This window comes from Pseudomonas sp. Irchel 3A7 (genome assembly GCF_900187565.1).
Lineage (GTDB): Bacteria > Pseudomonadota > Gammaproteobacteria > Pseudomonadales > Pseudomonadaceae > Aquipseudomonas.
Window position 1 is genome coordinate 140,180 of the sequence record NZ_FYED01000015.1, and the last position, 25,946, is coordinate 166,125.

General features: G+C 61.0%; 25 protein-coding genes and 1 pseudogene. 12 read left to right on the plus strand and 14 right to left on the minus strand.

The genetic code is table 11. The features are described 5' to 3' along the window. Nucleotides 1-127 precede the first annotated feature (127 nt). The 3 genes from ilvD to CKW21_RS23800 all read right to left on the minus strand — a co-directional run bounded on the left by ilvD (nt 128) and on the right by CKW21_RS23800 (nt 4,811). Entirely contained in the window at nt 128-1,969 is a 1,842-nt protein-coding gene (ilvD, locus tag CKW21_RS23790) for a dihydroxy-acid dehydratase (protein ID WP_095196341.1), read from the minus strand. A gap of 258 nt (nt 1,970-2,227) precedes the next feature. Next, nucleotides 2,228-3,439: a multidrug effflux MFS transporter gene (locus tag CKW21_RS23795; RefSeq protein ID WP_095196342.1), complete on the minus strand. Its 1,212-nt coding sequence runs from the start codon at nt 3,437-3,439 to the stop codon at nt 2,228-2,230. Between the two features lie 175 nt (nt 3,440-3,614). Next, entirely contained in the window at nt 3,615-4,811 is a 1,197-nt protein-coding gene (locus CKW21_RS23800) for a class I SAM-dependent rRNA methyltransferase (RefSeq protein WP_008065056.1), read from the minus strand. A gap of 232 nt (nt 4,812-5,043) precedes the next feature. Between CKW21_RS23800 and CKW21_RS23805 the strand changes: the two genes are divergently transcribed. From CKW21_RS23805 to CKW21_RS23815, 3 genes and pseudogenes are all read left to right on the plus strand, one after another. Further along, nucleotides 5,044-5,853, plus strand: coding sequence for an HDOD domain-containing protein (locus tag CKW21_RS23805; RefSeq protein ID WP_170948715.1), 810 nt, complete (start codon nt 5,044-5,046; stop codon nt 5,851-5,853). Continuing rightward, the gene (mutM, locus tag CKW21_RS23810) at nt 5,846-6,658 is read left to right on the plus strand and encodes a bifunctional DNA-formamidopyrimidine glycosylase/DNA-(apurinic or apyrimidinic site) lyase (protein ID WP_095196344.1); all 813 of its coding nucleotides are present in this window, start codon (nt 5,846-5,848) and stop codon (nt 6,656-6,658) included. The genes CKW21_RS23805 and mutM overlap by 8 nt, the downstream gene beginning before the upstream one ends. A 17-nt stretch (nt 6,659-6,675) precedes the next feature. After that, nucleotides 6,676-6,774, plus strand: a pseudogene (locus tag CKW21_RS23815) (multidrug transporter); the annotation flags it as partial. Nucleotides 6,775-6,926: 152 nt separating this feature from the next. On the opposite strand, the gene CKW21_RS23820 reads toward CKW21_RS23815, so the two are convergent. From CKW21_RS23820 to CKW21_RS23840, 5 genes are all read right to left on the minus strand, one after another. Then, nucleotides 6,927-7,178, minus strand: a complete 252-nt coding sequence (locus tag CKW21_RS23820; protein WP_003176712.1) for a YfhL family 4Fe-4S dicluster ferredoxin — start codon at nt 7,176-7,178, stop codon at nt 6,927-6,929. 181 nt (nt 7,179-7,359) lie between these two features. Next, entirely contained in the window at nt 7,360-7,839 is a 480-nt protein-coding gene (coaD, locus tag CKW21_RS23825) for a pantetheine-phosphate adenylyltransferase (protein WP_040071510.1), read from the minus strand. Nucleotides 7,840-7,954: 115 nt separating this feature from the next. Next, nucleotides 7,955-9,550, minus strand: coding sequence for a GMC family oxidoreductase (locus CKW21_RS23830; protein ID WP_095196345.1), 1,596 nt, complete (start codon nt 9,548-9,550; stop codon nt 7,955-7,957). Nucleotides 9,551-9,684: 134 nt separating this feature from the next. Continuing rightward, complete coding sequence (locus tag CKW21_RS23835; protein ID WP_095196346.1) at nt 9,685-10,230, minus strand: twin-arginine translocation pathway signal protein; 546 nt, start codon at nt 10,228-10,230, stop codon at nt 9,685-9,687. Nucleotides 10,231-10,258: 28 nt separating this feature from the next. Beyond that, the gene (locus tag CKW21_RS23840) at nt 10,259-11,689 is read right to left on the minus strand and encodes a coniferyl aldehyde dehydrogenase (protein WP_095196347.1); all 1,431 of its coding nucleotides are present in this window, start codon (nt 11,687-11,689) and stop codon (nt 10,259-10,261) included. 147 nt (nt 11,690-11,836) lie between these two features. On the opposite strand from CKW21_RS23840, the gene CKW21_RS23845 reads away from it, so the two are divergent. After that, nucleotides 11,837-12,511, plus strand: a complete 675-nt coding sequence (locus CKW21_RS23845) for a TetR/AcrR family transcriptional regulator (protein WP_095196348.1) — start codon at nt 11,837-11,839, stop codon at nt 12,509-12,511. Nucleotides 12,512-12,570: 59 nt separating this feature from the next. Beyond that, nucleotides 12,571-13,425, plus strand: a complete 855-nt coding sequence (locus tag CKW21_RS23850) for a sulfurtransferase (protein ID WP_095196349.1) — start codon at nt 12,571-12,573, stop codon at nt 13,423-13,425. A gap of 103 nt (nt 13,426-13,528) precedes the next feature. Here the strand turns inward: CKW21_RS23850 and CKW21_RS23855 are convergent, their stop codons facing one another. The 5 genes from CKW21_RS23855 to CKW21_RS23875 are packed head-to-tail and all read right to left on the minus strand — an operon-like array spanning nt 13,529 to nt 18,892. Continuing rightward, complete coding sequence (locus CKW21_RS23855; RefSeq protein ID WP_095196350.1) at nt 13,529-14,374, minus strand: AraC family transcriptional regulator; 846 nt, start codon at nt 14,372-14,374, stop codon at nt 13,529-13,531. Between the two features lie 3 nt (nt 14,375-14,377). Then, complete coding sequence (locus CKW21_RS23860; protein ID WP_371917543.1) at nt 14,378-15,409, minus strand: hydrolase; 1,032 nt, start codon at nt 15,407-15,409, stop codon at nt 14,378-14,380. 30 nt (nt 15,410-15,439) lie between these two features. Further along, nucleotides 15,440-16,054 (minus strand): 16S rRNA (guanine(966)-N(2))-methyltransferase RsmD, encoded by a 615-nt coding sequence (gene rsmD / locus CKW21_RS23865; RefSeq protein WP_095196352.1) that lies wholly within the window; start codon nt 16,052-16,054, stop codon nt 15,440-15,442. Then, nucleotides 16,054-17,544 (minus strand): pitrilysin family protein, encoded by a 1,491-nt coding sequence (locus CKW21_RS23870; RefSeq protein WP_095196353.1) that lies wholly within the window; start codon nt 17,542-17,544, stop codon nt 16,054-16,056. The genes rsmD and CKW21_RS23870 overlap by 1 nt, the downstream gene beginning before the upstream one ends. After that, nucleotides 17,537-18,892: a pitrilysin family protein gene (locus tag CKW21_RS23875; protein WP_095196354.1), complete on the minus strand. Its 1,356-nt coding sequence runs from the start codon at nt 18,890-18,892 to the stop codon at nt 17,537-17,539. Before CKW21_RS23875 ends, CKW21_RS23870 begins: the two co-directional genes overlap by 8 nt. A gap of 343 nt (nt 18,893-19,235) precedes the next feature. Here CKW21_RS23875 and ftsY point away from each other — a divergent pair, with 343 nt between their 5' ends. The 4 genes from ftsY (at nt 19,236) to rpoH (ending at nt 23,426) form a co-directional block, all read left to right on the plus strand. Continuing rightward, nucleotides 19,236-20,771: a signal recognition particle-docking protein FtsY gene (gene ftsY, locus CKW21_RS23880; protein ID WP_095196355.1), complete on the plus strand. Its 1,536-nt coding sequence runs from the start codon at nt 19,236-19,238 to the stop codon at nt 20,769-20,771. Then, nucleotides 20,768-21,439: a cell division ATP-binding protein FtsE gene (ftsE, locus tag CKW21_RS23885; RefSeq protein ID WP_077046069.1), complete on the plus strand. Its 672-nt coding sequence runs from the start codon at nt 20,768-20,770 to the stop codon at nt 21,437-21,439. The genes ftsY and ftsE overlap by 4 nt, the downstream gene beginning before the upstream one ends. Continuing rightward, nucleotides 21,436-22,458 carry a permease-like cell division protein FtsX gene (ftsX, locus tag CKW21_RS23890; protein ID WP_095196356.1) on the plus strand — a complete coding sequence of 341 codons (1,023 nt, stop codon included), beginning with the start codon at nt 21,436-21,438 and terminating at the stop codon, nt 22,456-22,458. Before ftsE ends, ftsX begins: the two co-directional genes overlap by 4 nt. 113 nt (nt 22,459-22,571) lie before the next feature. Beyond that, nucleotides 22,572-23,426 (plus strand): RNA polymerase sigma factor RpoH, encoded by an 855-nt coding sequence (rpoH, locus tag CKW21_RS23895; protein ID WP_056853991.1) that lies wholly within the window; start codon nt 22,572-22,574, stop codon nt 23,424-23,426. A gap of 197 nt (nt 23,427-23,623) precedes the next feature. On the opposite strand, the gene mtgA is transcribed toward rpoH, so the two are convergent. After that, nucleotides 23,624-24,346 (minus strand): monofunctional biosynthetic peptidoglycan transglycosylase, encoded by a 723-nt coding sequence (mtgA, locus tag CKW21_RS23900; protein WP_095196357.1) that lies wholly within the window; start codon nt 24,344-24,346, stop codon nt 23,624-23,626. Nucleotides 24,347-24,420: 74 nt separating this feature from the next. On the opposite strand from mtgA, the gene CKW21_RS23905 reads away from it, so the two are divergent. From CKW21_RS23905 to CKW21_RS23915, 3 genes are all read left to right on the plus strand, one after another. Next, complete coding sequence (locus tag CKW21_RS23905) at nt 24,421-24,792, plus strand: DUF423 domain-containing protein (protein WP_095196358.1); 372 nt, start codon at nt 24,421-24,423, stop codon at nt 24,790-24,792. A gap of 90 nt (nt 24,793-24,882) precedes the next feature. Further along, on the plus strand, nt 24,883-25,083 hold the full coding sequence (gene thiS, locus CKW21_RS23910; protein ID WP_007953386.1) for a sulfur carrier protein ThiS: 201 nt from the start codon (nt 24,883-24,885) through the stop codon (nt 25,081-25,083). A gap of 60 nt (nt 25,084-25,143) precedes the next feature. Further along, entirely contained in the window at nt 25,144-25,938 is a 795-nt protein-coding gene (locus tag CKW21_RS23915) for a thiazole synthase (protein ID WP_095196359.1), read from the plus strand. Nucleotides 25,939-25,946: the final 8 nt, after the last annotated feature.

Consider the following 25,946-nt stretch of genomic DNA (forward strand, 5'->3'; position numbering starts at 1 on the left):
TGGATGTGCCGGCCTCTTCGCTGGCAAGCCAGCTCCCACAGTTGATCTCCAGTGTTTGAGATATTTTGGTCAGGCAAAAAAATGCCCCGCACTTTGGCGGGGCCTTTTAATTTCTGCCTATCGACGCTTACAGCCCGTCAAGCATCGCCTTGTTCCGCACTGCACCCTTGTCGGCACTGGTCGCCAGCAGCGCGTAGGCTTTCAGGGCAGTGGTCACTTTACGTGGACGCACTTCCACCGGCTTCCAGCCTTTCTTGTCCTGCTCGACGCGGCGCGCAGCCAGTTCTTCGTCGCTGACCAACAGGTTGATCGAGCGGTTCGGAATGTCGATCAGCACTTTGTCGCCGTCCTGCACCAGGCCAATCGCGCCACCGGCTGCGGCTTCAGGCGAAGCGTGGCCGATGGACAGGCCCGAGGTGCCGCCGGAGAAACGACCGTCGGTGAGCAGGGCACAGGCTTTGCCCAGGCCCTTGGATTTCAGGTAGGAGGTCGGGTAGAGCATTTCCTGCATGCCCGGGCCGCCTTTCGGACCTTCGTAGCGAATGATGACGATGTCACCTTCCTTCACTTCGTCGGCGAGGATCCCGCGCACGGCGCTGTCCTGGCTTTCGAAGATCTTGGCGTTGCCTTCGAACACGTGGATCGACTCGTCGACGCCAGCGGTTTTCACCACGCAACCGTCCAGCGCGATGTTGCCGTACAGCACGGCCAGGCCGCCCTCTTTCGAATAGGCGTGCTCGACACTGCGGATGCAGCCGTTTTCACGGTCGTCGTCCAGGGTTTCCCAACGGGTCGACTGGCTGAACGCGGTTTGCGTCGGGATGCCCGCAGGGCCGGCCTTGAAGAAGTGATGCACCGCTTCGTCGTCGGTCTGGGTGATGTCCCACTTGGCGATGGCTTCTTCCATGCTGCGGCTGTGCACGGTCGGCAACTGCGTGTGCAGCAGGCCGCCACGGGCCAGGGAGCCGAGGATGCTGAAGATCCCGCCGGCACGGTGCACGTCTTCCATGTGGTACTTCTGGATGTTCGGCGCGACCTTGCACAGTTGCGGCACGTTGCGCGAAAGGCGGTCGATGTCGCGCAGGTCGAAATCGATCTCGGCTTCCTGGGCGGCGGCCAGCAAGTGCAGGATGGTGTTGGTGGAACCGCCCATGGCGATGTCCAGGGTCATGGCGTTTTCGAAGGCCTGGAAGTTGGCGATGTTGCGCGGCAGCACCGACTGATCGTTCTCGCCGTAGTAACGCTTGCACAGCTCGACGATGGTGCGACCGGCCTGCAGGAACAGCTGCTCACGGTCGCTGTGGGTGGCCAGGGTCGAACCGTTGCCCGGCAAGGCCAGGCCCAGGGCTTCGACCAGGCAGTTCATCGAGTTGGCGGTGAACATGCCGGAACACGAACCGCAGGTCGGGCAGGCGCTGCGCTCGTACTCGGCAACCTTCTCGTCAGAAGCGCTGGAGTCGGCGGCGATCACCATGGCGTCAACCAGATCCAGACCGTGGCTGGCCAGTTTGGTCTTGCCGGCTTCCATCGGGCCGCCGGATACGAAGATCACCGGGATGTTCAGGCGCAGGGCAGCCATCAGCATGCCCGGGGTGATCTTGTCGCAGTTGGAGATGCAGACAATGGCGTCGGCGCAATGGGCGTTGACCATGTACTCGACGGAGTCGGCGATGATCTCGCGGCTCGGCAGCGAATAGAGCATGCCGTCATGGCCCATGGCGATGCCGTCATCGACCGCGATGGTGTTGAATTCTTTTGCCACACCGCCGGCGCGTTCGATCTCGCGGGCGACCAGTTGACCCAGGTCCTTGAGGTGGACGTGGCCCGGTACGAACTGGGTGAAGGAGTTGGCAATGGCGATGATCGGCTTTTTGAAGTCGTCATCTTTCATCCCCGTCGCGCGCCACAGTGCGCGGGCGCCGGCCATGTTGCGGCCATGGGTGGATGTTTTCGAGCGGTAATCAGGCATGAAGCACTCCGGGCGGCTAATCAGGTATCAAAAGGGAAGTGAGCTTCTATTGACGTCTGGATCACCCGGAAATGGCCGTGTGTCCGGAAGCTGCCGATAACTTTGCGGGATCGCCGCGCGCTTCAGCTTGAGCTCATAAACCCGCCGGGGGATGACTGGCGATGAATGTCGCGATTCTACACGGCTGGCGGCTGGAGGGAATGCCGGGAAGTGTTGATCCAGTGTTGACGAAGCGTGCGGGGTGACGACTGGCTGCCGTTATTGGCTGTCCGGGCTGAGGAGCGCGCTTTTGCAACGGCTGTTGATGCGATAGCTCAAGACTAGCGCCAGCGTGCTCAGGGCGATGAAGCTGTAGCCGAGCGTATCGTGAACGGAGCCGGGGCTCAGACTGACGAGCGCGCTGATCAGCCCGCCGCAGATGAAGACCAGCATGCTGCCGGCCGCCGAGGCGGTCCCGGCGCTCTCCGGAAAAAGGGCCATGGCCCGAGAGGTGGCGGCCGGCCGCGCTATGGTGGTGCCAGCGGTGCAGATAATCATAGGAATCAGCACGGTCGAGGGCGACAGGGCAAACCGGCCCGAGATGTAGAGCATGCTCAAACCCGACAGCAGGATGAGGCTCAACCCGATGATGATCTGATGGTCATTTCCGATACGGCGGCTCAACAGGGTCGCGATGGCTCCCCCGACCAGATAGGCCACTCCGTAGATCAGCAGGGTCAGCGAGAAGGCGTGGGGCGAGAGTTGAAGCCGCTCCATGAAAATCAGCGGTGAAATGACGATGAAAGAAAAATGGCAGGCGAAGGCAAAAGCCGAAATCAACCAATAACTCACAAACTCGAAGTCGCTGTAGACCCGTCGATAGGATCGAATGAACTCAGGGGGGCCGCCCGTTGCACCTCCGTGGGTCTTTTCCAGGCTGAAGCAGGCACAGAGGAACACCCCGGCGGCAAGTGCCGAAAACACCATGAAACTGCCCGGCCAATCCAGCAGCTCTTGCAACACGGCACCGGCCAATGGCGAGACGGAAATGAAAATTCCGGTGGACATCACCATGAGGATCCTGAGGCGATCACGCTCCACGCCTTCGAACAAATCCTGAACCAGCGCCTGTGCGAGTATGAAACAACCGCAGCCGAGGGCCTGGACCACACGGAATGTCAGGAACCAGCTGTACTCGCTGGACAGAACGCAACCCATCGCCCCGATGATCGAAATCGCTAATCCCGCCAGCAACAGCTTTTTACGCCCCATCGCATCCGACAGGGGGCCGATGAACAATTGTGACAATGAGATCCCGACCGCGAACAGGCTGATGGACAGCGCGATATCTTCGGGCGTGGTCCGAAAGTGACGGGCTAATGCGGGGAAAGAGGGGAGTAGCACGTCGAGGCCGAACACGCCGAGCATCGTCATGGTCATCAGCAAGATAACGGCGGGTGCTTTTTTCTTGGGCGTTGCGGAGTGCGTCATCGGTCAGGCAGCTCGATCCGTGAGAGGTGATCGAGCGTCGATTTGACGACAGGAAAAGTCAACGGGGGGGAGGTAGGAACGATCCTGATCAGCTGTCGGAATGTTCTTGTCCGTGTTGTTCACTGCAATCCGCGCCCATTTTGGAAGGCATTCCACGATGGGCGCGGCGTACGGTTTAGCTGTTTGGCAGCAACCGGCAGGTAATGCTCTTGATGTAGCGGGTTTCAGGGATGGCAGGATGCACCGGATGGTCCGGACCCTGACCGCCGCGTTCCAGCATCTGGATGTTGCGATCCAGGTGGCGGGCGCTGGTCAGCAGGATGTTCTGCAGGTCGTCTTCCGGCAGGTGCATCGAGCAGGAGGCGCTGAACAGGATGCCGTCCTTGGTCAGCAGGCGCATGGCTTGCTCGTTCAGGCGGCGGTAGGCGCCTTCGCCGTTTTTCATGTCTTTCTTGCGTTTGATGAACGCCGGCGGGTCGGCCACGATTACGTCAAAGCGTTCTTCGCTGGCTTTCAGTTCTTTGAGGGCTTCGAATACATCGCCTTCGATGCAGGTCATTTTCTCGGCGAAGCCATTCAGCGCGGCGTTGCGCTCGACGCCGTCGAGGGCGAAGGCCGATGCGTCGACACAGAACACTTCGCTGGCGCCGAACGCCGCCGCTTGCACGCCCCAGCCGCCGATGTAGCTGTACAGGTCCAGTACGCGCTTGCCCTTGGCATACGGTGCAAGGCGTGCGCGGTTCATGCGGTGATCGTAGAACCAGCCGGTTTTCTGGCCCTGAATGACCGGTGCTTCGAACTTCACGCCATTCTCTTCCAGTGCTACCCATTCCGGCACCAGGCCGAACACGGTTTCGACGTAGCGGTTCAGGCCTTCGGCGTCACGGGCGGCGGAGTCGTTCTTGAACAGAATGCCGCTCGGCTTGAGCACCTGGGTCAGCGCCGCGATCACGTCGTCCTTGTGGGCTTCCATGGTCGCCGAAGCGATCTGCACCACCAGGATGTCGCCGAAGCGGTCGACCACCAGACCCGGCAGCAGATCGGAATCGCCGTAGACCAGGCGATAGAACGGCTTGTCGAACAGGCGATCGCGCAGCGACAGGGCCACGTTCAGGCGATGCACCAGCAGCGACTTGTCCAGCGGTAACTTGATGTCGCGCGACAGCAGGCGGGCGCAGATGAGGTTGTTCGGGCTCATGGCGACGATGCCCAGCGGCTTGCCGCCGGCGGCTTCGAGGATCGCCTGATCGCCGGCCTTGAAACCGTGCAAAGGGGTCGCCGCTACATCGATTTCGTTGCTATAGACCCACAAATGACCGTTGCGCAGACGGCGGTCGGCGTTGGCTTTGAGGCGCAGGCTAGGCAGGGACATGACGTCGCTCCGGAAAAAAGAGCGGGAGTATAGCGTGTTGCGCAAGGCCACGGCGTTGTGGATAGACATGCGGTGAGTCAGGTTCAGCGTTAGATGAAACTTTAGCCGATGGACCGGCCAAGGTGTCGGATCCAACGTTTAGAAGCTAGAATCTGCGCCTGGCCCAGAGTGTGTACTTATGTCCCAAGAGTTGACTCCCGAACAAATCCAGCAATCCCTGCAAGGCATCAGCGTGCCGGCCCAACCGCAGATCATGGTGGATCTGCAGATGGAGCAGTACATGCCCGACCCGGATCTGGACGTGATCGCGAAGCTGATTTCCCAGGACCCGGGTCTCTCCGGTGCCTTGCTGAAAATCGTCAACTCGCCGTATTACGGTTTGACCAACAAGATCGCCTCGATCCAGCGCGCGGTGAATCTGCTGGGCAGCCGCTCGATCATCAACCTGATCAACGCGCAGTCGATCAAGGGTGAGATGAACGACGAAACCATCGTTACCTTGAACCGTTTCTGGGACACCGCGCAGGACGTCGCGATGACCTGCCTGACCCTGGCCAAGCGCATCGGGGTCCAGTCCGGCGACGAAGCGTACGCCCTGGGTCTGTTCCACGACTGTGGCGTTCCGCTGATGCTCCAGCGTTTTCCCGAATACATGACGGTGCTGGAACAGGCCTACGCCAACGCCGGTCCCGATTGCCGGGTGGTCGACACCGAGAACCAGGCGTTCAACACCAACCACGCGGTGGTCGGCTATTACACGGCCAAATCCTGGCGTCTGCCGGACCACGTCACGGCTGCAATCGCCAATCACCACAATGCCCTGGCGATCTTCAGCGATGAGTCGTCGCGCAACAGCTCGCTGAAGAACCTGCTGGCGATCCTGAAGATGGCCGAGCACATTTGTGCGTCCTACCGGGTGCTGGGCAACCAGACCGAAGACCATGAGTGGAACAGCATCGCGCATCTGGTGCTCGATTACGTCGGCCTCTCGGACTACGATTTCGAGACCCTCAAACAGACGATCCGCGACCTCCATGCCTGAACTGCCAGAAGTCGAAACCACCCGCCGTGGCATTGCCCCGCACCTGGAAGGACAGCGCGTCAGCCGGGTGATCGTGCGTGATCGCCGCCTGCGCTGGCCGATTCCCGAAGATCTTGATGTGCGCCTGTCCGGCCAGCGCATCGTGCTGGTGGAGCGGCGCGCCAAGTACCTGCTGATCAATGCTGAAGTCGGCACCTTGATCAGCCATTTGGGCATGTCGGGGAATTTGCGTCTGGTGGAAGTCGGCCTGCCCGCGGCCAAGCACGAGCATGTGGACATCGAACTGGAGTCGGGCCTGGCCCTGCGATACACAGACCCACGCCGGTTTGGCGCGATGCTCTGGAGTCTCGACCCGCTCAATCATGAACTGTTGATTCGCCTGGGGCCGGAGCCGCTGACCGACCTGTTCGACGGCGAACGCTTGTTCCAGCTGTCTCGCGGGCGTTCGATGGCGGTCAAGCCGTTCATCATGGACAACGCGGTGGTGGTCGGCGTCGGCAATATCTACGCGACGGAAGCGCTGTTCGCCGCTGGTATCGACCCGCGGCGGGAGGCCAAGAGCATTTCCCGTGCGCGCTACCTGAAGCTGGCGATCGAAATCAAACGCATCCTGGCCGCCGCCATCGAGCGCGGCGGTACCACGCTGCGGGACTTTATCGGGGGTGACGGTCAGCCGGGCTACTTCCAGCAGGAGCTGTTCGTGTACGGCCGGGGTGCCGAGCACTGCAAAGTCTGTGGTACGCAATTGCGCGAAGTGAAGCTCGGGCAGCGCGCCAGCGTCTTTTGCCCGCGCTGCCAGAGCTGAAACGCCGACGGTCTAGGGTGGGGGGCGCAGGGCCAGCATTGGTGGTCGACCCGGCGAAAGCGGCGTTCGCGCGGTGCCTGGGGTGTATCGGGGAGGGGTTTGAGCAGCGGGAGTAAAGTCAGTTACATCTTGGGTGAAGCTGATGACGCCTTCGCGAGCAGGCTCGCTCCCATAGTAGATCCAGGGTGTTTTCACTTTTGATTAAAAACACAGATCAAATGTGGGAGCGAGCCTGCTCGCGAAAGCGTCGGCACAGACAATTGAGGTCTCACGCCTTTCCGGTAATCTTCCGGTACTTCTCCATCAACTGCTCTTGAGTCTCCGGATGGGCTTCGTCCAGCGGAATGCAATCCACCGGGCAGACCTGTTGGCACTGCGGTTCATCGTAGTGGCCGACGCACTGTGTGCACAGGTTCGGGTCGATCACGTAGATCTCCTCGCCTTGGGAAATGGCGGCGTTCGGGCACTCGGGTTCGCAGACGTCGCAGTTGATGCAATCGTCGGTGATGATCAGGGACATGCTAACTCCAGCCAGGGCGGCAGGCCCGGGCGCAATAAATCAATGCGTGTAATTGTGCCGCATTGGCGCTGCAGGAGCCAGCATGCTGGCGATGAACGAGAGGGCGCCCCGTTCTTCCAGGCGGCCCTCGTTACCGTTAACGTCCTTCGCGAGCAGGCTCGCTCCCACAGTTACAGAAGAATTACTTCTTGAATCGCAGGGTCAGGGCATCCGCCACCGCAGGGTGCACGAACTTGGTGATATCACCGCCCAACGCTGCAATTTCACGGACCAGCGTCGAGGAAATGAACGAATAACGCTCGGAAGGGGTTAGAAACAGACTTTCCACATCCGGGGCCAGTTGCCGGTTCATGTTGGCCAGCTGGAACTCGTACTCGAAGTCCGAGACCGCGCGCAAACCACGCAGGAACACGTTGGCGTTCTGCTCTTTGGCGAAATGCGCCAGCAGTGTGGAGAAGCCGACGACTTCAACGTTCGGCAAATGTTTGGTGACCTCGCGGGCCAGCTCCACACGCTGTTCCAGAGGAAACAACGGGTTTTTCTTCGGGCTGGCGGCGACAGCAATGATCACGTGATCGAACAGGCGCGCGGCGCGTTCGACCAGATCGCCATGGCCCTTGGTAATAGGGTCGAAGGTACCTGGGTACAACACTCGGTTCATCGCGTCGTCCTGGCGGGAGTGCGTTGGGGAGTCGGATGGTATCGCAGCATTACCGGTCGGCCAAGTCGCCTGTTGGGTAAGAAAGCACTATAGACGATGAGAATGTTCGTCGTTTTCATGGGTTTTTTAAACGTTCAGCGAGAGAAGTCGCCAGCTGTGCCGTCAGGCCGTAGACCGACAATTGCGGGTTTGCGCCAATGCTGGTGGGGAACATCGAGCCGTCGTGGATCGACAGATTGCCCAGCTGATGATGCCGGCCGAGGCTGTCGGTCACGGCGGTTTTCGGGTCTTCGCCCATGGCACAACCGCCCATCACATGGGCGCTGCCCAGCCGCGTGCGAAACAGCTCCAGGCTGAGGCCGTCTATCAATTTGCGCGCTTCGCCAAGGCTTTTTACATAGTGCGCATCAGCGTGCATCGGCATCACGGCTTTGGCGCCACCGGCGAACTGGATCTCGGCCATGCTGTGGAACGCCCGGCGCAAACCCTCCCAGACATAGGGTGAAACCTGGTAATCGAGTACCGGCGTACCGTCCCCCCGCAGTTCGACACTGCCGCCGGGGCTGTCCGGGTGGAAACCATCGCGCAGCAACGCGAGCATGGCGTGGGTGTGCGGCAGGTTGGCCATGTGTTGCGCATTCTCCTGGCCGAAACCGCCGAGCAGTGTCGCTGCCAACGCCGGGTGCAGCGGCGGAACCTCCAATTTGTAGCCCATCTTGCCGGTGGTGCCGTCCAGCCATTGGAAGTGGTCGGAATAGATCGACTGCGGCGCCCCGTAAAACGGGTTGATCACCTCGTCGAACAGCCCCGCGGACATGTTCACCACATGCAGAAAGGTCCGTTTGCCCAGCCGTTGGTGCGGATCAGGCGCGTTGGAGCGCAACAGCAGTGCCGGGCTGTTGATCCCGCCGCCGGCCAGCACGTAATGCCGGGCCTTGACCGTAATGCGGTGACCGGTGGGCTCGACGCAGCGCTCATCCATCGCCACGCATTGCAGTCCAGTGACCTTGTCACCGCTGATAAGAAGTTTTTCGGCACGGGCCAGGTACAGCAGCTCGCCACCCTTTTCCAGGGTGGCGGGAATGGTGGTGACCAGCATCGATTGCTTGGCGTTGGTCGGGCAGCCCATGCCGCAGTAACCGATGTTCCAGCAGCCGCGCACATTGCGCGGGATCACGTGCCAGCTGTAACCGAGTTTTTCACAGCCCTTGCGGATCACATCGTTGTTAGCGTTGGGTGGAACCATCCACGGCGCGATGCCCAGGCGTTGTTCCATTTTCTCGAACCACGGGGCCATTTCAGCCGTACTGTGACCCTTCACATTGTGCTCTTGGGCCCAGTGCTCCAGGGTCGACTCGGGCGTGCGGAAGCTGGAGGTCCAGTTGATCAACGTGGTACCGCCCACCGCCCGCCCCTGGAGGATGGTGATCGCGCCGTCCTTGCTCATGCGCCCGATGCCTTCCTGATAGAGGTTGGCGTAGGCCTGATCTTCGAGCAGCTTGAAGTCGCTACTGGTCTTGAGCGGGCCTTCTTCGATCAGCAGTACTTTGTAGCCGGCTGCGCTGAGGATTTCAGCGGTGGTCCCGCCGCCGGCGCCGCTGCCGATGATTGCCACATCCGCTTCGAGGGTCAGGTCCTGGGTCAGTCGGGAGCCGTCATGGGTTTTCCAGCCACGGGCCATGCCTTCGCGGAACGGGTCGGGTACGGGCATCTTCAGGTTCTCTTGTTGTTATGGTTTGAATCAGCGGTGCTCATTCGGCCCCCTTCGCGAGCAGGCTCGCTCCCACAATGGATCACATCGCTCTTTGTGGGAGCGAGCCTGCTCGCGAAGGGGGCGACACGGTTTTAAACGGTGGGCGGTCCGGGATACCCGCAATGCGCCCAAGACGCCTTGCGCCCATACCAGGCCATCATCACCAGTTGCAGCAATGAGCTGTGGCCCATGCGCAGCAGGCTCAGCGAGCTGTTTTCCCATCGATCGAGAAAATGCCGGATCTCATCACTGCTGGCGTTTTCCCAACTGCCCCAAATGCCGGTCAGCGGTCCCCGAGTCACGGCCATGCCCAGCACATCGAACAGCTGACGGGTCAGCTTGAGCATTTCCGGCGACAAGTGATCGAGACTGAAATCCAGGCTTTTCAAGGTGCCTTCGACAGCGCTGGGCATCTGTTCAATGGCCATGGCACCGTCGAGCATCACCGGAATCAGTGCGCGCAAAAACAGCAGGTCGCCACTGCGCAGCGCCGCAAAACCACTGGCCGCAATGTTCGACGAACAGCCGCTGAGACTGGCCCCCAACCCGGCAGTGGCGAGGAAGGCGCTGGCGCCCAGGCTGAATTTGAGCAGGCCGCGCCGTGACAGCGCGGGAGAATCGGACAGGCTTGGGCTCATTATTGTTTTTACCCGATGGCGTTGAGCGTTAGCGGATGAACAGCTTCTGGATCAGTTTCTGAATGGATTTGCCGTACGGCGGGTAAATCAGTTTCGCCGCGTTGAAGCGCTGTTTGATCAGCACGCCCTTGGCCTTGCTGAAAGTCAGGAAACCCTCGTGGCCATGGTAATGGCCCATGCCCGAGGCGCCGATGCCACCGAAGGGCATGTCATCCTGGGCGACGTGCAGCAGGGTGTCGTTGAGGCATACACCCCCGGAATGGGTTTCGTGCAGCACGCGGTTTTGCTCGCGCTTGTCGTAGCCGAAGTAATACAGCGCCAGTGGGCGAGGGCGCTGATTGATGTAGGCAAAGGCCTGATCCAGGTCCTTGTACGGCACGATCGGCAGCAGCGGACCGAAGATTTCGTCCTGCATCACGGTCATCTCGTCGCTGACGTTGAGCAGCAGGCTATGTCCCATGCGGCGTCCCTGGCCTTTATCGAACAGCGGGATCAGCAGCGCGCCCTTGCTGGTGGCGTCGCTGAGGTAGCCGTTGAGTCGTGCCAGCTGCCGGTCATTGATGATCGCGGTGTAGTCCGGGTTGTCAGCCAGCGTCGGATAAAAGCCGCACACCGCCTGACGATAAGCCTCGACGAACGCGCCGACGCGATCTTCCGGCACCAGCACATAGTCCGGGGCCACGCAGGTTTGCCCGGCGTTGAGGGTCTTGCCGAACGCGATGCGCTCGGCGGCATCCTTGAGTGGAACATCGGCGGATACGATGGCGGGGGACTTGCCGCCCAGTTCCAGGGTGACCGGCGTCAGGTTTTCCGCCGCCGCGCGCATGACGTGTTTGCCGATGCTGGTGGCACCGGTGAACAGCAAGTGATCGAAACGCAGCCTCGAAAACGCCACGCCGATATCAGCCTCGCCCAGCACCACGCAAACCAGGTCTTCGGGAAAGATTCGCCCCAACAGTTCCTTGAGCAGCATACCGGTGGCGGGGGTCGATTCGCTGAGCTTGAGCATCACCCGATTGCCCGCCGATAACGCACCGACCAAAGGTCCGATGGCCAGGTACAGCGGGTAGTTCCACGGCACGATCACCCCGACCACGCCCAGCGGCTGGTAAACCACTTTGGCCGAGGCCGGCTGGAAAGCCACGCCGACCTTGCGTCGCGATGGACGCATCCAGCCCTTGAGGTGCCGACTGGCGTAATGGATGCCGTGCAGGCTGGGCATCAACTCGGCGAGCAGGGTTTCATCGGCGCTGCGGTGGCTGAAGTCCTGGCTGATCGCTTCGATCAGAGCCTGACGCTCGCTATTCAACAAATCACGCAGCGCCTTGAGCCATTGTTGGCGCTGGGCGGCAGGCGGCATGGGGTTGCCGGCATAGGCGGCGCGCTGGGCGTCAAACAAGGCCTGGAGTTCATCCAGAGGACGCTGCAGATCTTGCAGGTAGGAAATTTCGGCAGTCATGGTCGGCACCGGCTTTATTGTAATGAGGCACTTTTTAGAGTCTATACTCTATAAAGTCAAATGGCATCCTTGCACGGCTTTGTTTTATCCCTATCCGGATAGGTCGTAAGATGCCCCGTCAACGCACTCTGAATTTAAGCTCAAGCCATGGCCCCACGGATAAAAACCAGCGAGCGCATCGTGCAGAACAGCCTCGAGCTGTTCAATCAGCAGGGCGAGCGCAGCGTCAGTACCAACCACATTGCTGCCCACATGGAAATTTCCCCGGGCAACCTGTACTACCACTTCCCCAACAAGCAGGCGATCATCTCCGTATTGTTCAGCGAGTATGAAAGCCTGGTGGACAGCTTCCTGCGCCCGCCCCAGGGCCGCGCCGCCACGGTGGAAGACAAGCGCTTCTACCTCAAGGAGCTGCTGTCGGCGATGTGGCGATACCGTTTCTTGCATCGCGATCTTGAGCATTTGCTCGACAGCGATCCGGAACTGGCCGCCCGCTATCGACGGTTTTCCCAGCGCTGCGTGATCCAGGGCACACATATCTACGAAGGCTTCGTCGAAGCTGGCATCCTGAAGATGGATCGGGTGCAGATCGAATCCCTGACGATCAACGCCTGGATCATCCTCACGTCCTGGGTGCGCTTTTTGTGCACTACGCGGGAAAACTCCAGCTACCTCAGCGAGCAGGCGATCAAGCGCGGTGTCTATCAGGTGCTGGTGCTGGAAGCCGGGTTCGTCACGGATCAGGCGCGCGAGGCGGTCAACGCGTTGTTCGAAGAGTTTTACGTGCCGCTGGCCCAGGCGTTGGAAGAATCTGCGAGTTAACCGACGTGAATTGAAAAGTGCAGTAGGATCGAACCCCGGTTTATTCACAGGAGCCCGTTATGCCCATTGCGCAACTAATCAGCCCGCAAGCGTTGGACCTGAAAAAGGAGCAGCCGGGGCTGGTGATTCTGGATTGTCGTTTTGCCCTCGAAGACCCGGATTACGGTCAACGCAGCTATGCCGAAGGCCACATCGCCGGGTCGAGCTTTGCCGATCTTGAGCGTGATCTCAGCGGGAAAGTTGAAAAGGGCGTGACCGGGCGTCATCCGTTGCCCGAGCCGGCCGACCTGATCGAGCGCCTGCAAGCCTGGGGCGTCAACGGCGACAGTGAAGTTGTTTTGTACGACGACGGCCCGGGTGCCTACGCGGCACGGGCCTGGTGGTTGCTGGCCTGGCTGGGCAAGCGTGAGGGTGTGTTCATCCTCGATGGCGGGCTCAAGGCCTGGCATGCGGCCGGTCTGCCCTTGAGCCTTGATCCGCCGTCAATCACTCGCGGCACCTTTACCGGCACCCCGGATGCCTCGTTGTTGCTCAGCGCCGAGCAGCTGCTCAAACGCCTCGGCAAGCCCGAGCTGGCCTTGCTCGACGCCCGCGCCTTGCCGCGCTTCAAAGGTGAAGTGGAGCCCATCGACCCTGTGGCCGGGCACATTCCCGGTGCGCAATGCGCGGCGTTCACCGACAACCTGGGCAGTGACGGGCGTTTCCTGCCGGCCGATCAGCTCAAACAGCGATTTGCCGCGAAACTGGGTGATCGTTCACCGGATGATCTGGTGGCGTATTGCGGGTCCGGCGTAACGGCGTGCCATAACCTGTTTGCCCTGTGCCTGGCGGGTTATCCGTTGGGTTCGCTGTATGCCGGCTCGTGGAGTGAGTGGATCAATGATCCCGCGCGGGGCATCGCCACCGGCGAGTAAACACTGATCCCCTGTGGGAGCGAGCCTGCTCGCGAAGACGGAGTACCCAGTCAACCGAGATGTTGACTGACATACCGTATTCACGAGCAGGCTCGCTCCTGCATTAGAGATGTGTAGTCAATGATTGCCGCGCACTGCGATACGCCCCCGGCCCCACCCCGTACACCTGCTTGAACTGCCGGCTCAAATGGCTCTGGTCGGCAAATCCCAGTTGCGTCGCCACTTCCAGCGGTAAACACCCGCCTTGCAACAACGCCCGCGCCCGGGCGATGCGCTGCTGCATCAGCCAGGTGTGCGGCGGCATGCCGGTGGCGCGGCGGAACACTCGGGCGAAATGAAAGGGTGACAGATTGACTGCCGCCGCCAGTTCTTCCAGCGAAGGCGGCGCCGCCAGCCGCGCGTGCAGCAACTCCTTGGCCAGCGTCACCGCCCGGTGTTCCTTGCCCGGTTGTCCGGCATCCGCAACGGCTGCATGACGCTGCAACAGCGATAGCATCAGCTCTCGCCAGGCCGTCTGCTGTTGCAGGGCGGTGGAAGGGCTTTCCAGCAAACGATGCAATTGGCAGAAGCCGTTCACCAAGTCCGGATCGCGGTACAGCGTGGCGCCGAACGCAGGCAGGGTGTGGGTTGGCAGTTCGAGTTCGGCCAACAGTGACAAAATTTGTCCGCTGTCCGGATAAAACGCTCGATACAGCCAACCGTCCTCCGTGCCCTTGTGGCCGGTGTGCAGTTCGTCGGGATTGATCAACACCAGCGTGCCGCTGCCCGCCAGATGTTCAGCGCCGCGATAGCGGTAACGCTGGGCGCCGGCCATGATCATGCCGATCACAAAGCCGTCGTGCACATGGGGTGCGAAACGGTGTTCGATGTAGCGTGCCGACAACAATTCGACTCCGGCCAACGGCGCTGTTTGCCAGAAGTGGATCGATTCGCCCTGATCGACGTCCATGTATTACTCGCGCCCCACAGTGGCCAGCCATTGGGGAATACGCCGTTCCAGGTAGTAACCCGGCTGCCTGACCGAACCGTCGACAAACCCGACATGTCCGCCTTTGGCCTGCAATTCGAACTGAGTGCAAGCAGACAACTCATCCGCCTGCGGCAGGCTGTGGGGAAAGACAAAGGGATCGTCAGCTGCCTGAATAACCAGGGTCGGCGTGCGAATTTCCCCGAGGAAGTAACGGCTCGACGCGCGACGATAGTAATCCTCGGCATCGGCGAATCCGTTCAGCGGCGCGGTCACCCGGCCATCGAAATCCCAGAACGTGCGCATGTTTTCCAGCGAGCCCAGCGCCGCCAGTGCCGCCAGGCCATCCTCGCGCCCGTCATGCTGGAATTGGCGCTGCTTGTTCTTGATGTAGGCCAGCATCTCGCGCATGAAATGCGCCTGATAGACCTTGGAGAAGCCCTGGCCGATCCGGTCGGCGCATTGATCCAGGCGAAACGGCACGGACACCGCCACCGCGCCGAGCACGCCGCTGCTACTGCCGGTCTCGCCCAAGTGCTTGAGCAGCACATTGCCGCCCAGGGAATAACCCACCGCATACAGCGGTGCGAGAGGCCGTTTGGCCCGCAGGTGCCTGATGGTTTCGGCCAGGTCTTCGCTGGCGCCGGAATGGTAGCTGCGTGGCAACAGATTCGGTTCGCCGGAACAGCCGCGCCAGTTCAGCGCGACGCTGGCCCAGCCCTGGTTGCCCAGCGTTTTTTGCATCCCGGCCACGTAAGGCGAATTAGACGAACCGGTCAGCCCGTGCAAGACCAGCACCAACGGCGCATCGACGCTGTGCGGGCCATGCCAGTCGAGATCGAGGAAATCACCGTCCTCAAGCCACAAGCGTTCACGCTCGCGCTCGATGTGGGTGGTTTTGCGCCACAGCGGTCCCCACAAGGTTTGCAAGTGCGGATTGCCGAGGCCGAGGGCGGGGGTAAAGCGTTCTGACGGAGGGTGCACGATTGCTCTCGAAGCAGTGGCGCATATCTGCATGGAGGTATGCGCCTTGTTCAGGCTGGTCGATTAACCAGCGATCTCTGCCATGCGTTGCCACAAAGAATAGTAGACCCGGCCGGATTTTTGCTCCCGGTGCAGGCGCCAGTTGCCCGGCAGGCCGAGTGTCGACGGCGCGGTTTCGCTCTCGGTGTAGACCCAGGCATCTTCGGCCAGCCACTGGCGCTCTTCGAGCAACTTGCAAACGGCCGGCAGCAGGTTCTGGTTGAACGGCGGGTCGAGGAACACCAGGTCATAAGCCGTTGCCGTCTGGGTTTCCAGATAACGCAGGGCGTCGGCGGTCTGCACCTGGCCAGTGGTGCAGCGCAGCGTGCCCAGGTGCTCCTTGAGGCTGGACACCGCAAGGCTGCTGGCGTCCAGCGCCTGGCCCATGGCGGCGCCACGGGACAAGGCTTCGAGAAACAGTGCGCCGCTACCGGTGAACGGATCGAACACCTTGGCACCGGGTACGTAAGGCGCGAGCCAGTTGAACAGGGTTTCACGCACCCGGTCCGGCGTCGGGCGCAGGCCCGGGGCATCGGGGAAGCTCAGCTTTCGGCTGCGCCATTCGCCGCCGATGATGCGCAGTTGGTTCACGCCGTTATGCACGTTGTGGACAGGTTTTTTCGGGCGGGAAGTGGCCATTAATGCTCCGGAACCCCGAGCGGTTGCTCGGCAGGTTTATCAGTAGGGGCCGGTAACGGCTTTTGCGGCACGGTCGGGCCAGCGCTGACGATGACCATTTTGTCCGTGCTCAGGTGTTTGTTCAGTGCGGCCCTGACTTGCTCGACGGTCAGGTCCTGGGACTGCTGCATGAAGTCTTCCAGATGGCTCAACGGCAGATTATAGAAGCCAATCGCACCCAACTGACCGACGATATCAGCGTTGCTGGCGGTGGACAGCGGGAAGCTGCCGGCCAGTTCGCGCTTGGCATCGTCCAGCTCTTTTTGCGTCGGGCCGGTCTTGAGGTAATCGGCGAGGACGTCCTGCACCAGCTTCAAGGTGCCTTCGCTCATTTCGGCGCGGGTCTGCAGGTTGATCATGAACGGGCCGCGCGCCTGCATCGGGGAGAAGCCCGAATACACGCCGTAGGCCAGGCCACGCTTCTCGCGCACTTCGCTCATCAGTCGGGTACCGAAACCACCTCCACCGAGGATCTGGTTACCCATGGACAGTGCCGCGTAGTCCGGGTCATCCCGGTCGATACCCAATTGCGCGAGCATCAGGTTGGTCTGCTTGGACGGGAACTCGATATGGCCAATGCTGGCCTTGGGTTCGCCTGGTTGCGCGATTTTCGGCAGGGCCGGCCCCTTCGGCAGGGCGGTGGATACCTGCGCGGCAATGGCTTCGGCTTCGGCACGGGACAAGTCGCCGACCAGGGCGATCACCACGTTGCCCGCCGCATAGGCTTTCTCATGGAACGCACGCAGCTGGGCGAGGGTGACGGCGGGAACGGTTTTCGCCGTGCCATCGCTGGCATGGGCGTACGGATGATCGCCATACAAGCGGTTCATCAGTTCAAGGCTGGCCAGTTTGCCGGGGTTCTGTTTCTGGTATTCGAAGCCGGCCAGCATCTGGTTTTTGATACGGGTAAACGAGTCGGCGGGGAAGGTCGGTTTGCCGACGACTTCGGCGAACAGCTTCAAGGCCGGTTCACGCTTGTCCGCGGCGCTGAGGCTGCGCAGGGACGCAACGGCCATGTCTTTGTAGGCACCGTTGCCGAAGTCCGCGCCCAGGCCTTCGAAGCCCTGGGCGATGGCGCTGACATCTTTACCGGCCACGCCTTCGTTGAGCATGGCGTTGGTCAGCAGCGCCAAGCCAGGGGCGTCGCCGTCCTGGCTGCTGCCGGCGGCGAAGATCAGGCGCATGTCGAACATCGGCAGCTCACGGGCTTCGACGAACAGCACCTTGGCGCCTTCGGTGGTGCTCCAGGTCTGCACGTCGAGTTTGCGGTGGCTCGGCGCCTTGCCGTTGAGTTCAGTCAGCGATTGCAGCTTCTGGCTGGCCTTGGCCTTGTCCAGTGCTTCACTGGCAGCGGACTCATCGGTCCTGGAGAAATAGAACGCAGTTGAGCCGATCAGGGCCACAGCGATCAGGCCTAGCAGGGCCAGGCGCGGTTTTTTATGTTCACTCATGAGTCGTCTCCTCCGGCAGTACATGGGCGACGCTGAGACGTTCGCGGGTGAAATACAGCTTGGCGGCTTTCTGGATGTCTTCCGGGGTCACGCTTTCCAGCTCGGCGAGTTCGCTGTCCATCAGCTTCCAGGACAGGCCGACGGTCTCCAGTTGGCCGATGGCGGTGGCCTGGCTGGTGATCGAGTCGCGCTCGTAAACCAGTCCGGCGATGACCTGTGCGCGCACGCGTTCCAGTTCTTCAGTGGACGGCGCAGTGGTTTTCAGTTGTTCGAGCAGCTTCCACAAACCGGCTTCAGCCTGGTCAATGGTTTTGTTTTTCTGGCTGTTGGGCGTTGCCGACAGAGTGAACAGGCTATCGCCACGGGTGTAGGCGTCGTAACTCGACGAGCCGCCAGACACCAGTTCTTCGCCGCGCTCCAGTTGCGTCGGGATGCGTGCGCTGTAGCCGCCGTCAAGCAGGGCCGAGATCAGGCGCAAGGCATTCACCGAGCGCTTGTCTTCGGCGGTGGCGATGCTCGGCACGTTGAACGCCAGCATCAGGCTGGGCAATTGGGTCTTCACGTGCAAAGTGATCTTGCGCTCGCCGGGCTCGGCCAGTTCCAGCGGAATCTTCGCCGACGGTACGTCACGCTTGGCGATCGGGCCGAAGTAGCGCTGGGCCAGGGTTTTGACTTCGTCCGGGGACACGTCGCCGACGACCACCAGGGTAGCGTTGTTCGGTACGTACCAGGATTCATACCAGCGACGCAGCTCTTCGACCTTCATGCGGTCAAGATCGGCCATCCAGCCGATGGTCGGCGTGTGGTAGCCGCTGGCGGGGTAAGCCATGGCCTTGAAGCGTTCGTAAGCCTTGGCCATCGGTTTGTCGTCGGTACGCAGGCGACGTTCTTCCTTGATGACTTCAATCTCGCGGGCGAATTCGTCGGGTGGCAGGCGCAGGCTGGCCATGCGGTCGGCTTCCAGCTCGAAGGCGACACCCAGGCGGTCGCGGGCCAGCACCTGGTAATAGGCGGTGAAATCGTCGCTGGTGAAGGCGTTCTCTTCGGCGCCCAGGTCGCGCAGGATCAGCGACGCTTCGCCGGGGCCGACTTTTTCGCTGCCCTTGAACATCATGTGTTCCAGGGCGTGGGACAAACCGGTCTGCCCCGGCGTCTCGTAACTGGAACCCACTTTGTACCAGACCTGGGAAACCACCACGGGCGCGCGATGATCTTCGCGCACGACGACCTTCAAGCCATTGTCGAGGGTGAATTCGTGGGTGGGTTGTGGATCGGCAGCCAGGGCCGAGAGGGGCAGACAAACTGTGCCGAGCAGCAGGCCTGCGGCGCGGCGGGCTAGAGCATTCATTCGTTTTTAAACCTGTTGGGCTGCCCGCTTGGTCTTAGCCTAGGCGGGCGAGGAGGTGCTAGGATACTGATCCGTTTTACTGGCGGCCACGCCTATCAGGCCATTACGTTTGATCAGGTTGTATGGGTTTGCGGCAGAAAGCTTTGGTTTATCAACTAAACTCTGCTTTTTCGCCGATTTTGCCGCTTTAGTCCTTCGTGAAATCGTTTCCGTCAGGTGCCGTCCGCACCTCGACAAAATGTTGCGCGTGAACAAGCTGGGTCAATCGCAGTCTGTTCTGCATCGAATATTTATTTGCCGGGGCGCCCGTTGGCGCGTCGCTACCGTGAGATAGCCGTCCTCCATGTTTGGTTCCAACGACGACAAGAAGACCCCAGCTGCGGCTGGCGAGAAAAAAAGCCTGTTCGGATGGCTGCGCAAAAAGCCGCAGGAACCCGTCGTCGAACAGCCACAGTCACTTCCTGAGCCAACGCCCGCGCCGGTCATGGAAGCAACGCCTGCGCCGGTTGTGCCGCCGATCGCCGAGCCGGTGCAGCAGCCGGCCGCCGAGCCTGTAAACGACGTCGCCGCCGAGTTGCCGCTGACCCCGGTCGCCGAACCCTGGCTGACCTTGCCGGTGGCGGAAGAAGCGGTTGCCCTGGTTGAAGATGAGCAGGCGCCACATGTGACGCCGCCGATTCCTGCGCCGGCTGCGCAGGTTTCCGAGCCGGTTCAGGTACCCGTGGTTGAGCCGGTTATTGCGCCGGTCGCGCTGGCGACGCCTGAACCTGCCGCGCCTGCATTCGTTCCGCCGGTTGCGCCGATCGTTCAGGCGCCAGAGCCTGCACCTGCACCTGCACCTGCACCTGCACCTGCACCTGCACCTGCACCTATCGCCGCTCCTGTGGCCGTTGTGCCTGCAGCTCCCGTCGAAACCTTGCCCGAGCCTGTGCGCACCGAAGAAACCAAGGCCGGTTTCTTCGCCCGTCTCAAGCAAGGCCTGTCCAAGACCAGCGCCAGTATCGGCGAAGGCATGGCCAGCCTGTTCCTGGGCAAGAAGGCCATCGATGACGAGTTGCTCGATGACCTCGAAACCCGTCTGCTGACCGCCGATGTCGGTGTGGAGGCCACTTCGGTGATCATCCAGCGCCTGACCCAGAAGGTCGCACGTAAAGAACTGGCCGATTCCGATGCGCTGTACAAGTCCTTGCAGGGCGAGCTGTCGGCGATGCTCAAACCCGTCGAGCAACCGCTGAAAATCGTCTCGCAGAACAAACCGTTCGTGATTCTCGTCGTCGGCGTCAACGGGGCCGGCAAGACCACCACCATCGGCAAGCTGGCGAAGAAGCTGCAACTGGAAGGCAAGAAAGTCATGCTCGCGGCGGGTGACACCTTCCGCGCGGCGGCAGTCGAGCAACTGCAGGTCTGGGGCGAGCGCAACAAGATCCCGGTCATTGCCCAGCACACCGGCGCCGACTCGGCTTCGGTGATCTTTGACGCCGTGCAGGCTGCCAAGGCCCGTGGCATCGATGTGTTGATCGCCGACACTGCCGGACGACTGCACACCAAAGACAACCTGATGGAAGAGCTGAAAAAGGTTCGCCGGGTGATCGCCAAGCTCGACGCCGACGCGCCGCACGAGGTGCTGCTGGTGCTCGACGCCGGCACCGGCCAGAACGCCATCAACCAGGCCAAGCAATTCAACCAGACCGTCGAACTGACCGGCCTGGCGCTGACCAAGCTCGATGGCACCGCCAAGGGCGGGGTGATTTTCGCCCTGGCCAAGCAGTTTGGCCTGCCGATTCGCTATATCGGCGTCGGTGAAGGCATCGACGATTTGCGCACTTTTGAAGCTGAACCCTTTGTCCAGGCACTGTTTGCCGAGCGGGAGCGTTCATGATTCGTTTCGAACAGGTCGGTAAACGCTACCCGAACGGTCACGTCGGCTTGCATGAGCTGAGCTTTCGAGTCCGTCGTGGCGAGTTTCTGTTTGTCACCGGCCATTCCGGCGCCGGTAAAAGCACCTTGTTGCGGCTGTTGCTGGCCATGGAGCGCCCAACCAGCGGCAAGCTGCTGCTCGCCGGGCAAGACCTGAGCACCATCAGCAACGCGCAGATTCCGTTTTTGCGCCGACAGATCGGCGTGGTGTTCCAGAACCACCAGTTGCTGTTCGATCGCACCGTATTCAACAACGTCGCACTGCCGTTGCAAATTCTTGGTCTGTCCAAGGCCGAGGTCGCCAAGCGTGTGGATTCGGCCCTGGAGCGTGTGGCGCTGTCGGACAAGACCGATTTGTATCCCGGTGATTTGTCCACCGGTCAGCAACAGCGCGTCGGCATCGCCCGCGCCATCGTTCACCGCCCGGCCTTGCTGTTGGCGGACGAACCGACCGGTAACCTCGACCCGCGCCTGGCCGCGGAAATCATGGGTGTGTTCGAAGACATCAACCGCCTGGGCACCAGCGTGCTGATCGCCAGTCACGACCTGGCCCTGATCGCGCGCATGCGTCACCGCATGCTGACCTTGCAACGCGGTCGATTGATCGGCGACGGGGAGGCCGGCGTATGAGTGCGACACGCAGTCCAAAGGTTTCCGAACGCGTGGCTCCAAAAGCTGCCGATCCGCAGCCGCAAAAGAAAAAACACGACGATGACGATGGACCGGACTTTGCCACGCTGTTCCGTGCCTGGGTCGAAAGCCATCGCGCCAGCCTGCTGGACAGCTTGCGTCGACTGGGCAAGCAACCTATCGGCAGTTTTTTCACCTGCATGGTGATGGCGGTGGCCCTGAGCTTGCCCATGGGGCTGTCACTTTTGCTAAGTAACGTCGAGCGCCTGGGTGGTTCCTGGCAGCGTGCGGCGCAGATTTCCCTGTACCTGCAGCTCGAAGCCAGCCCGGCCGACGGCGAGGCGTTGCGCGAGCAGATCAAGGGCATGCCCGGTGTGGCGGATGCCGAGTACGTCGGTCGCGATCAGGCGCTGGAAGAGTTCCAGCAGCAGTCCGGTCTGGGGGAGGCGCTCAAGGAGTTGCCGGAAAACCCGCTGCCCGGCGTAGTGCTGGTGACGCCGAAGGAAGTCGACAAGTCGACGCTTGAAGCATTAAGACAAAAACTTTCCGAGTTGCCCAGGGTACAACAGGCGCAGCTTGATCTAGTCTGGGTCGAGCGTCTGGCAGCGATCCTCAAGCTGGGTGACCGTTTCGTCTTCGGTCTGACCGTGCTTCTGGTTTCTGCATTACTTTTGGTGATAGGCAATACCATTCGTCTTCATATTGAAAACCGCCGCACAGAGATAGAAGTGATTAAACTCGTAGGCGGCACTGACAGTTATGTGCGCAGGCCCTTCCTTTATATGGGCGCGCTTTATGGCTTTGGTGCGGGGATTCTTTCCTGGGGCGTGCTGGCGTTCGGCCTGAACTGGCTGAACGACGCGGTGGTCGGGCTGGCCGGTTTGTACGGCAGCGATTTTGCGCTGGCCGGCGTGCCGTCAGCCGATGGTCTGTCTCTCTTGCTTGGCGCGGTGCTGTTGGGGTATATCGGTGCATGGATTGCAGTCGCACGCCACCTGAGGGAGCTTGCGCCAAAGTAATATCATTTTGCTCGTATTGACCTTTCAGCGTTTATGGGAACTTGTCCTACGGTTTCCGGTCAATTTTCGCAGTGCTGAACTGCACGAGTTATGTAAGTCGGAGGTTTTTTCGTATGACCAATTCTTTGCAGCCTGCATATGCTCTGGTCCCGGGTGCGAACCTGGAGGCCTATGTGCACACGGTGAACAGCATTCCATTGCTGACGCCGGAGCAGGAGCGTGAACTGGCCGAGAGTCTCTATTATGAGCAGGATCTTGAGGCAGCTCGGCAGATGGTGCTTGCCCACCTGCGTTTTGTCGTACATATCGCCCGTAGCTATTCCGGCTACGGTCTGGCTCAGGCTGACCTGATCCAGGAAGGCAACGTCGGTCTGATGAAGGCCGTGAAGCGCTTCAACCCGGAAATGGGCGTACGCCTGGTGTCCTTTGCCGTGCACTGGATCAAGGCTGAAATCCACGAGTTCATCCTGCGTAACTGGCGGATCGTGAAAGTCGCGACCACCAAGGCGCAGCGCAAGCTGTTCTTCAACCTGCGCAGCCAGAAGAAACGCCTGGCCTGGCTGAACAACGAGGAAGTCCATCGCGTGGCGGAAAGCCTCGGCGTGGAGCCGCGGGAAGTGCGCGAGATGGAAAGTCGCCTGACCGGCCATGACATGGCCTTCGACCCGGCTGCCGAAGCCGACGACGACAGCGCTTTCCAATCGCCGGCCAACTATCTGGAAGACCACCGGTATGACCCGGCCCGTCAACTGGAAGACGCCGACTGGAGCGACAACTCCAACCACAACCTGCATGAAGCGCTGGAAGTGCTGGACGACCGCAGCCGTGACATCCTCTATCAGCGCTGGCTGGCAGAAGAAAAGGCCACGCTGCACGACCTGGCGCAGAAGTACAACGTGTCGGCCGAGCGTATTCGTCAGCTTGAAAAGAGCGCGATGAACAAGCTCAAGGTGTCGATCGCCGCATAACCTGCGCGAAGGCAATAAAAAACGCCCCGGTCATGGATCGGGGCGTTTTTGTTTCTGGCCTCTCACAAAACCAATGTGGGAGCGAGCCTGCTCGCGAATGCGCCAGGTCAGTCGCTATAAGTGTTGATGAAACAATCGCTTTCGCGAGCAGGCTCGCTCCCACAGGGGATCTTCAGTGTCTGGAAATTCGTGATCGACTATTGAGACCACGGCGCCCGACGCGAATCATTGAGCCCCGCCAGATAGCTGTCACCACCGAGCTGACTCATCTGCCGCCGTATCCAGCCTGCACGCCGCGCAACGTAAGAGGTCGGATGGCTGGCGCTCCACACTCGCGGGTTCGGCAGCACTGCCGCCAGCAAGCTGGCCTGCTGGCGGGACAGTTTGCCCGCGCTTACGCCGAAGTGATGCCTGGCCGCCGCTTCCGCGCCAAACACCCCTTCATCCCACTCGACGCTGTTGAGGTACACCTCGAGAATCCGCTGCTTGGGCCAGAATACTTCGATCAATGCGGTAAACCAGGCTTCCAGGCCTTTGCGCAACCAGCTGCGGCCGGACCACAGGAACAGGTTTTTCGAAACCTGCTGGCTGAGGGTGCTGGCGCCGCGAATCGAGCCGCCAAGTTCGTTGTGGGCCAGTGCCGCCTTGATCGCATTGACGTCGAACCCCCAGTGTTCGGGGAATTTCTGGTCCTCGCCGGCAATCACCGCGACTTTCAGGTCGTCGGAGATTTCCTCCCAGGGCTTCCAGGTGCGTTGCAGGTCGATGGGCTCGCCGTTGAACCAGGATTCGATCTTGCGCTCGACCATCAGCGCCGTCCCCGGTGGTGGCACCACGCGAAAGATCAGCACCAGCAATACGCTGCCGCCCATGAACCAGAGCACGGCCTTCGTGAAACGACGGAAATATAAACGCAGCATAGAGATGGCTTGGCCGAACCCGTTGAGCGGGCCATTATACAGACCCTGTTGATCGCGTCTGACTGGAGTTCTTCATGCTGCGTGGCTTTCTGATGCTGGCCGCTTTCTTTGGCTTCACCGGTGTAGGTCTTGGGGCCTTTGCCGCCCACGGACTGAAAAGCCGTCTGACGCCTGAATATCTGGCGATTTTTCATACCGGCGTCACTTATCAGCTGGTGCACACCCTGGCGCTGTTGGGTGTGGCGCTGCTGGCCACACAGATTCCCGGTCGGCTGGTCACCTGGGCCGGCGCGTCCTTTGCCATCGGCATCCTGTTGTTCTCCGGCAGCCTGTACGTGCTTACGCTGACGGGCATCAGCAAGCTCGGCATCATCACGCCCTTCGGCGGTCTGGCGTTTCTGGTGGGCTGGCTCTGTTTGGGGCTTGCCGCCTGGCGGTTGAGCTGACCACGCGGTCCATTTCATGACGAATGGCTTGGGTCGGCCTGACTGATCGGGCTAGAATGCCAGCCCCTAAAAATGATGGCGGCATCCGGCATGCGCATTCAGTTGAACGGCGAATCCTTTGAACTGCCCGACGGTGAAACCGTTGCGGCCCTGCTGACCCGTCTGGACCTGACCGGACGCCGGGTGGCGGTCGAACTCAATCTGGATATCGTCCCACGCAGCCAGCATGCCGATACCACGCTCAATGACGGCGATAACGTCGAAGTCGTGCACGCCATCGGCGGCGGCTAGCCGTCAGGCCCGCATGGGCCGAGAATTCTGCAAGACCCTCACTCCTACAGAGGATTTCCCATGAGCATCGTTCGTAACGACAAGCCTTTCGTCCTGGCCGGTCGTACTTACCAGTCGCGTTTGCTGGTAGGTACCGGCAAGTACCGCGACATGGAAGAAACCCGCCTGGCCATCGAAGCCTCGGGTGCCGAGATTGTCACGTTTGCCGTGCGCCGTACCAACCTCGGCCAGAACCAGGGCGAACCGAACCTGCTGGATTTCCTCTCGCCGGATCGCTACACCTTCCTGCCGAACACTGCCGGTTGCTACGACGCCATCGAAGCCGTGCGCACCTGCCGCCTGGCCCGTGAGCTGCTCGATGGCCACAATCTGGTGAAGCTGGAAGTGCTGGCGGACCAGAAAACCCTGTTCCCCAACGTGATCGAAACCCTCAAGGCCGCCGAATCGCTGGTCAAGGAAGGCTTCGACGTGATGGTCTACACCAGCGATGACCCGATCATCGCCCGGCAACTGGCGGAAATCGGCTGCATCGCCGTGATGCCACTGGCCGGACTGATTGGCTCGGGCCTGGGGATCTGCAACCCGTACAACCTGCAGATCATCCTCGAAGAAGCGAAAATCCCGGTGCTGGTGGATGCCGGTGTCGGCACCGCTTCCGACGCCACCATCTCCATGGAGCTGGGCTGTGACGCGGTGCTGATGAACTCGGCCATCGCTCACGCGCAGCAACCGATCATGATGGCCGAAGCCATGAAGCACGCCATCGTTGCCGGTCGCCTGGCGTACCTCGCCGGTCGTATGCCGAAAAAACTCTATGCCAGCGCCTCTTCGCCGCTGGATGGTCTGATCAAGTAAGAGCCATT

Coding starts and splice junctions, on each gene's coding strand:
- CKW21_RS23860 (WP_371917543.1), bottom strand. CDS start 15,409: ATGCAGATATGCGCCACTGCTTCGAGAGCAATCGTGCACCCTCCGTCA.
- CKW21_RS23835 (WP_095196346.1), bottom strand. CDS start 10,230: ATGAGCCCAAGCCTGTCCGATTCTCCCGCGCTGTCACGGCGCGGCCTG.
- CKW21_RS23850 (WP_095196349.1), top strand. CDS start 12,571: ATGCCCATTGCGCAACTAATCAGCCCGCAAGCGTTGGACCTGAAAAAG.
- ftsY (WP_095196355.1), top strand. CDS start 19,236: ATGTTTGGTTCCAACGACGACAAGAAGACCCCAGCTGCGGCTGGCGAG.
- rpoH (WP_056853991.1), top strand. CDS start 22,572: ATGACCAATTCTTTGCAGCCTGCATATGCTCTGGTCCCGGGTGCGAAC.
- CKW21_RS23800 (WP_008065056.1), bottom strand. CDS start 4,811: ATGTCCCTGCCTAGCCTGCGCCTCAAAGCCAACGCCGACCGCCGTCTG.
- CKW21_RS23870 (WP_095196353.1), bottom strand. CDS start 17,544: ATGAGTGAACATAAAAAACCGCGCCTGGCCCTGCTAGGCCTGATCGCT.
- CKW21_RS23795 (WP_095196342.1), bottom strand. CDS start 3,439: ATGACGCACTCCGCAACGCCCAAGAAAAAAGCACCCGCCGTTATCTTG.
- mtgA (WP_095196357.1), bottom strand. CDS start 24,346: ATGCTGCGTTTATATTTCCGTCGTTTCACGAAGGCCGTGCTCTGGTTC.
- CKW21_RS23845 (WP_095196348.1), top strand. CDS start 11,837: ATGGCCCCACGGATAAAAACCAGCGAGCGCATCGTGCAGAACAGCCTC.
- thiS (WP_007953386.1), top strand. CDS start 24,883: ATGCGCATTCAGTTGAACGGCGAATCCTTTGAACTGCCCGACGGTGAA.
- ftsX (WP_095196356.1), top strand. CDS start 21,436: ATGAGTGCGACACGCAGTCCAAAGGTTTCCGAACGCGTGGCTCCAAAA.
- mutM (WP_095196344.1), top strand. CDS start 5,846: ATGCCTGAACTGCCAGAAGTCGAAACCACCCGCCGTGGCATTGCCCCG.
- rsmD (WP_095196352.1), bottom strand. CDS start 16,054: ATGGCCACTTCCCGCCCGAAAAAACCTGTCCACAACGTGCATAACGGC.
- CKW21_RS23820 (WP_003176712.1), bottom strand. CDS start 7,178: ATGTCCCTGATCATCACCGACGATTGCATCAACTGCGACGTCTGCGAA.
- ilvD (WP_095196341.1), bottom strand. CDS start 1,969: ATGCCTGATTACCGCTCGAAAACATCCACCCATGGCCGCAACATGGCC.
- CKW21_RS23875 (WP_095196354.1), bottom strand. CDS start 18,892: ATGAATGCTCTAGCCCGCCGCGCCGCAGGCCTGCTGCTCGGCACAGTT.
- coaD (WP_040071510.1), bottom strand. CDS start 7,839: ATGAACCGAGTGTTGTACCCAGGTACCTTCGACCCTATTACCAAGGGC.
- CKW21_RS23905 (WP_095196358.1), top strand. CDS start 24,421: ATGCTGCGTGGCTTTCTGATGCTGGCCGCTTTCTTTGGCTTCACCGGT.
- CKW21_RS23840 (WP_095196347.1), bottom strand. CDS start 11,689: ATGACTGCCGAAATTTCCTACCTGCAAGATCTGCAGCGTCCTCTGGAT.
- CKW21_RS23915 (WP_095196359.1), top strand. CDS start 25,144: ATGAGCATCGTTCGTAACGACAAGCCTTTCGTCCTGGCCGGTCGTACT.
- CKW21_RS23830 (WP_095196345.1), bottom strand. CDS start 9,550: ATGCCCGTACCCGACCCGTTCCGCGAAGGCATGGCCCGTGGCTGGAAA.
- ftsE (WP_077046069.1), top strand. CDS start 20,768: ATGATTCGTTTCGAACAGGTCGGTAAACGCTACCCGAACGGTCACGTC.
- CKW21_RS23855 (WP_095196350.1), bottom strand. CDS start 14,374: ATGGACGTCGATCAGGGCGAATCGATCCACTTCTGGCAAACAGCGCCG.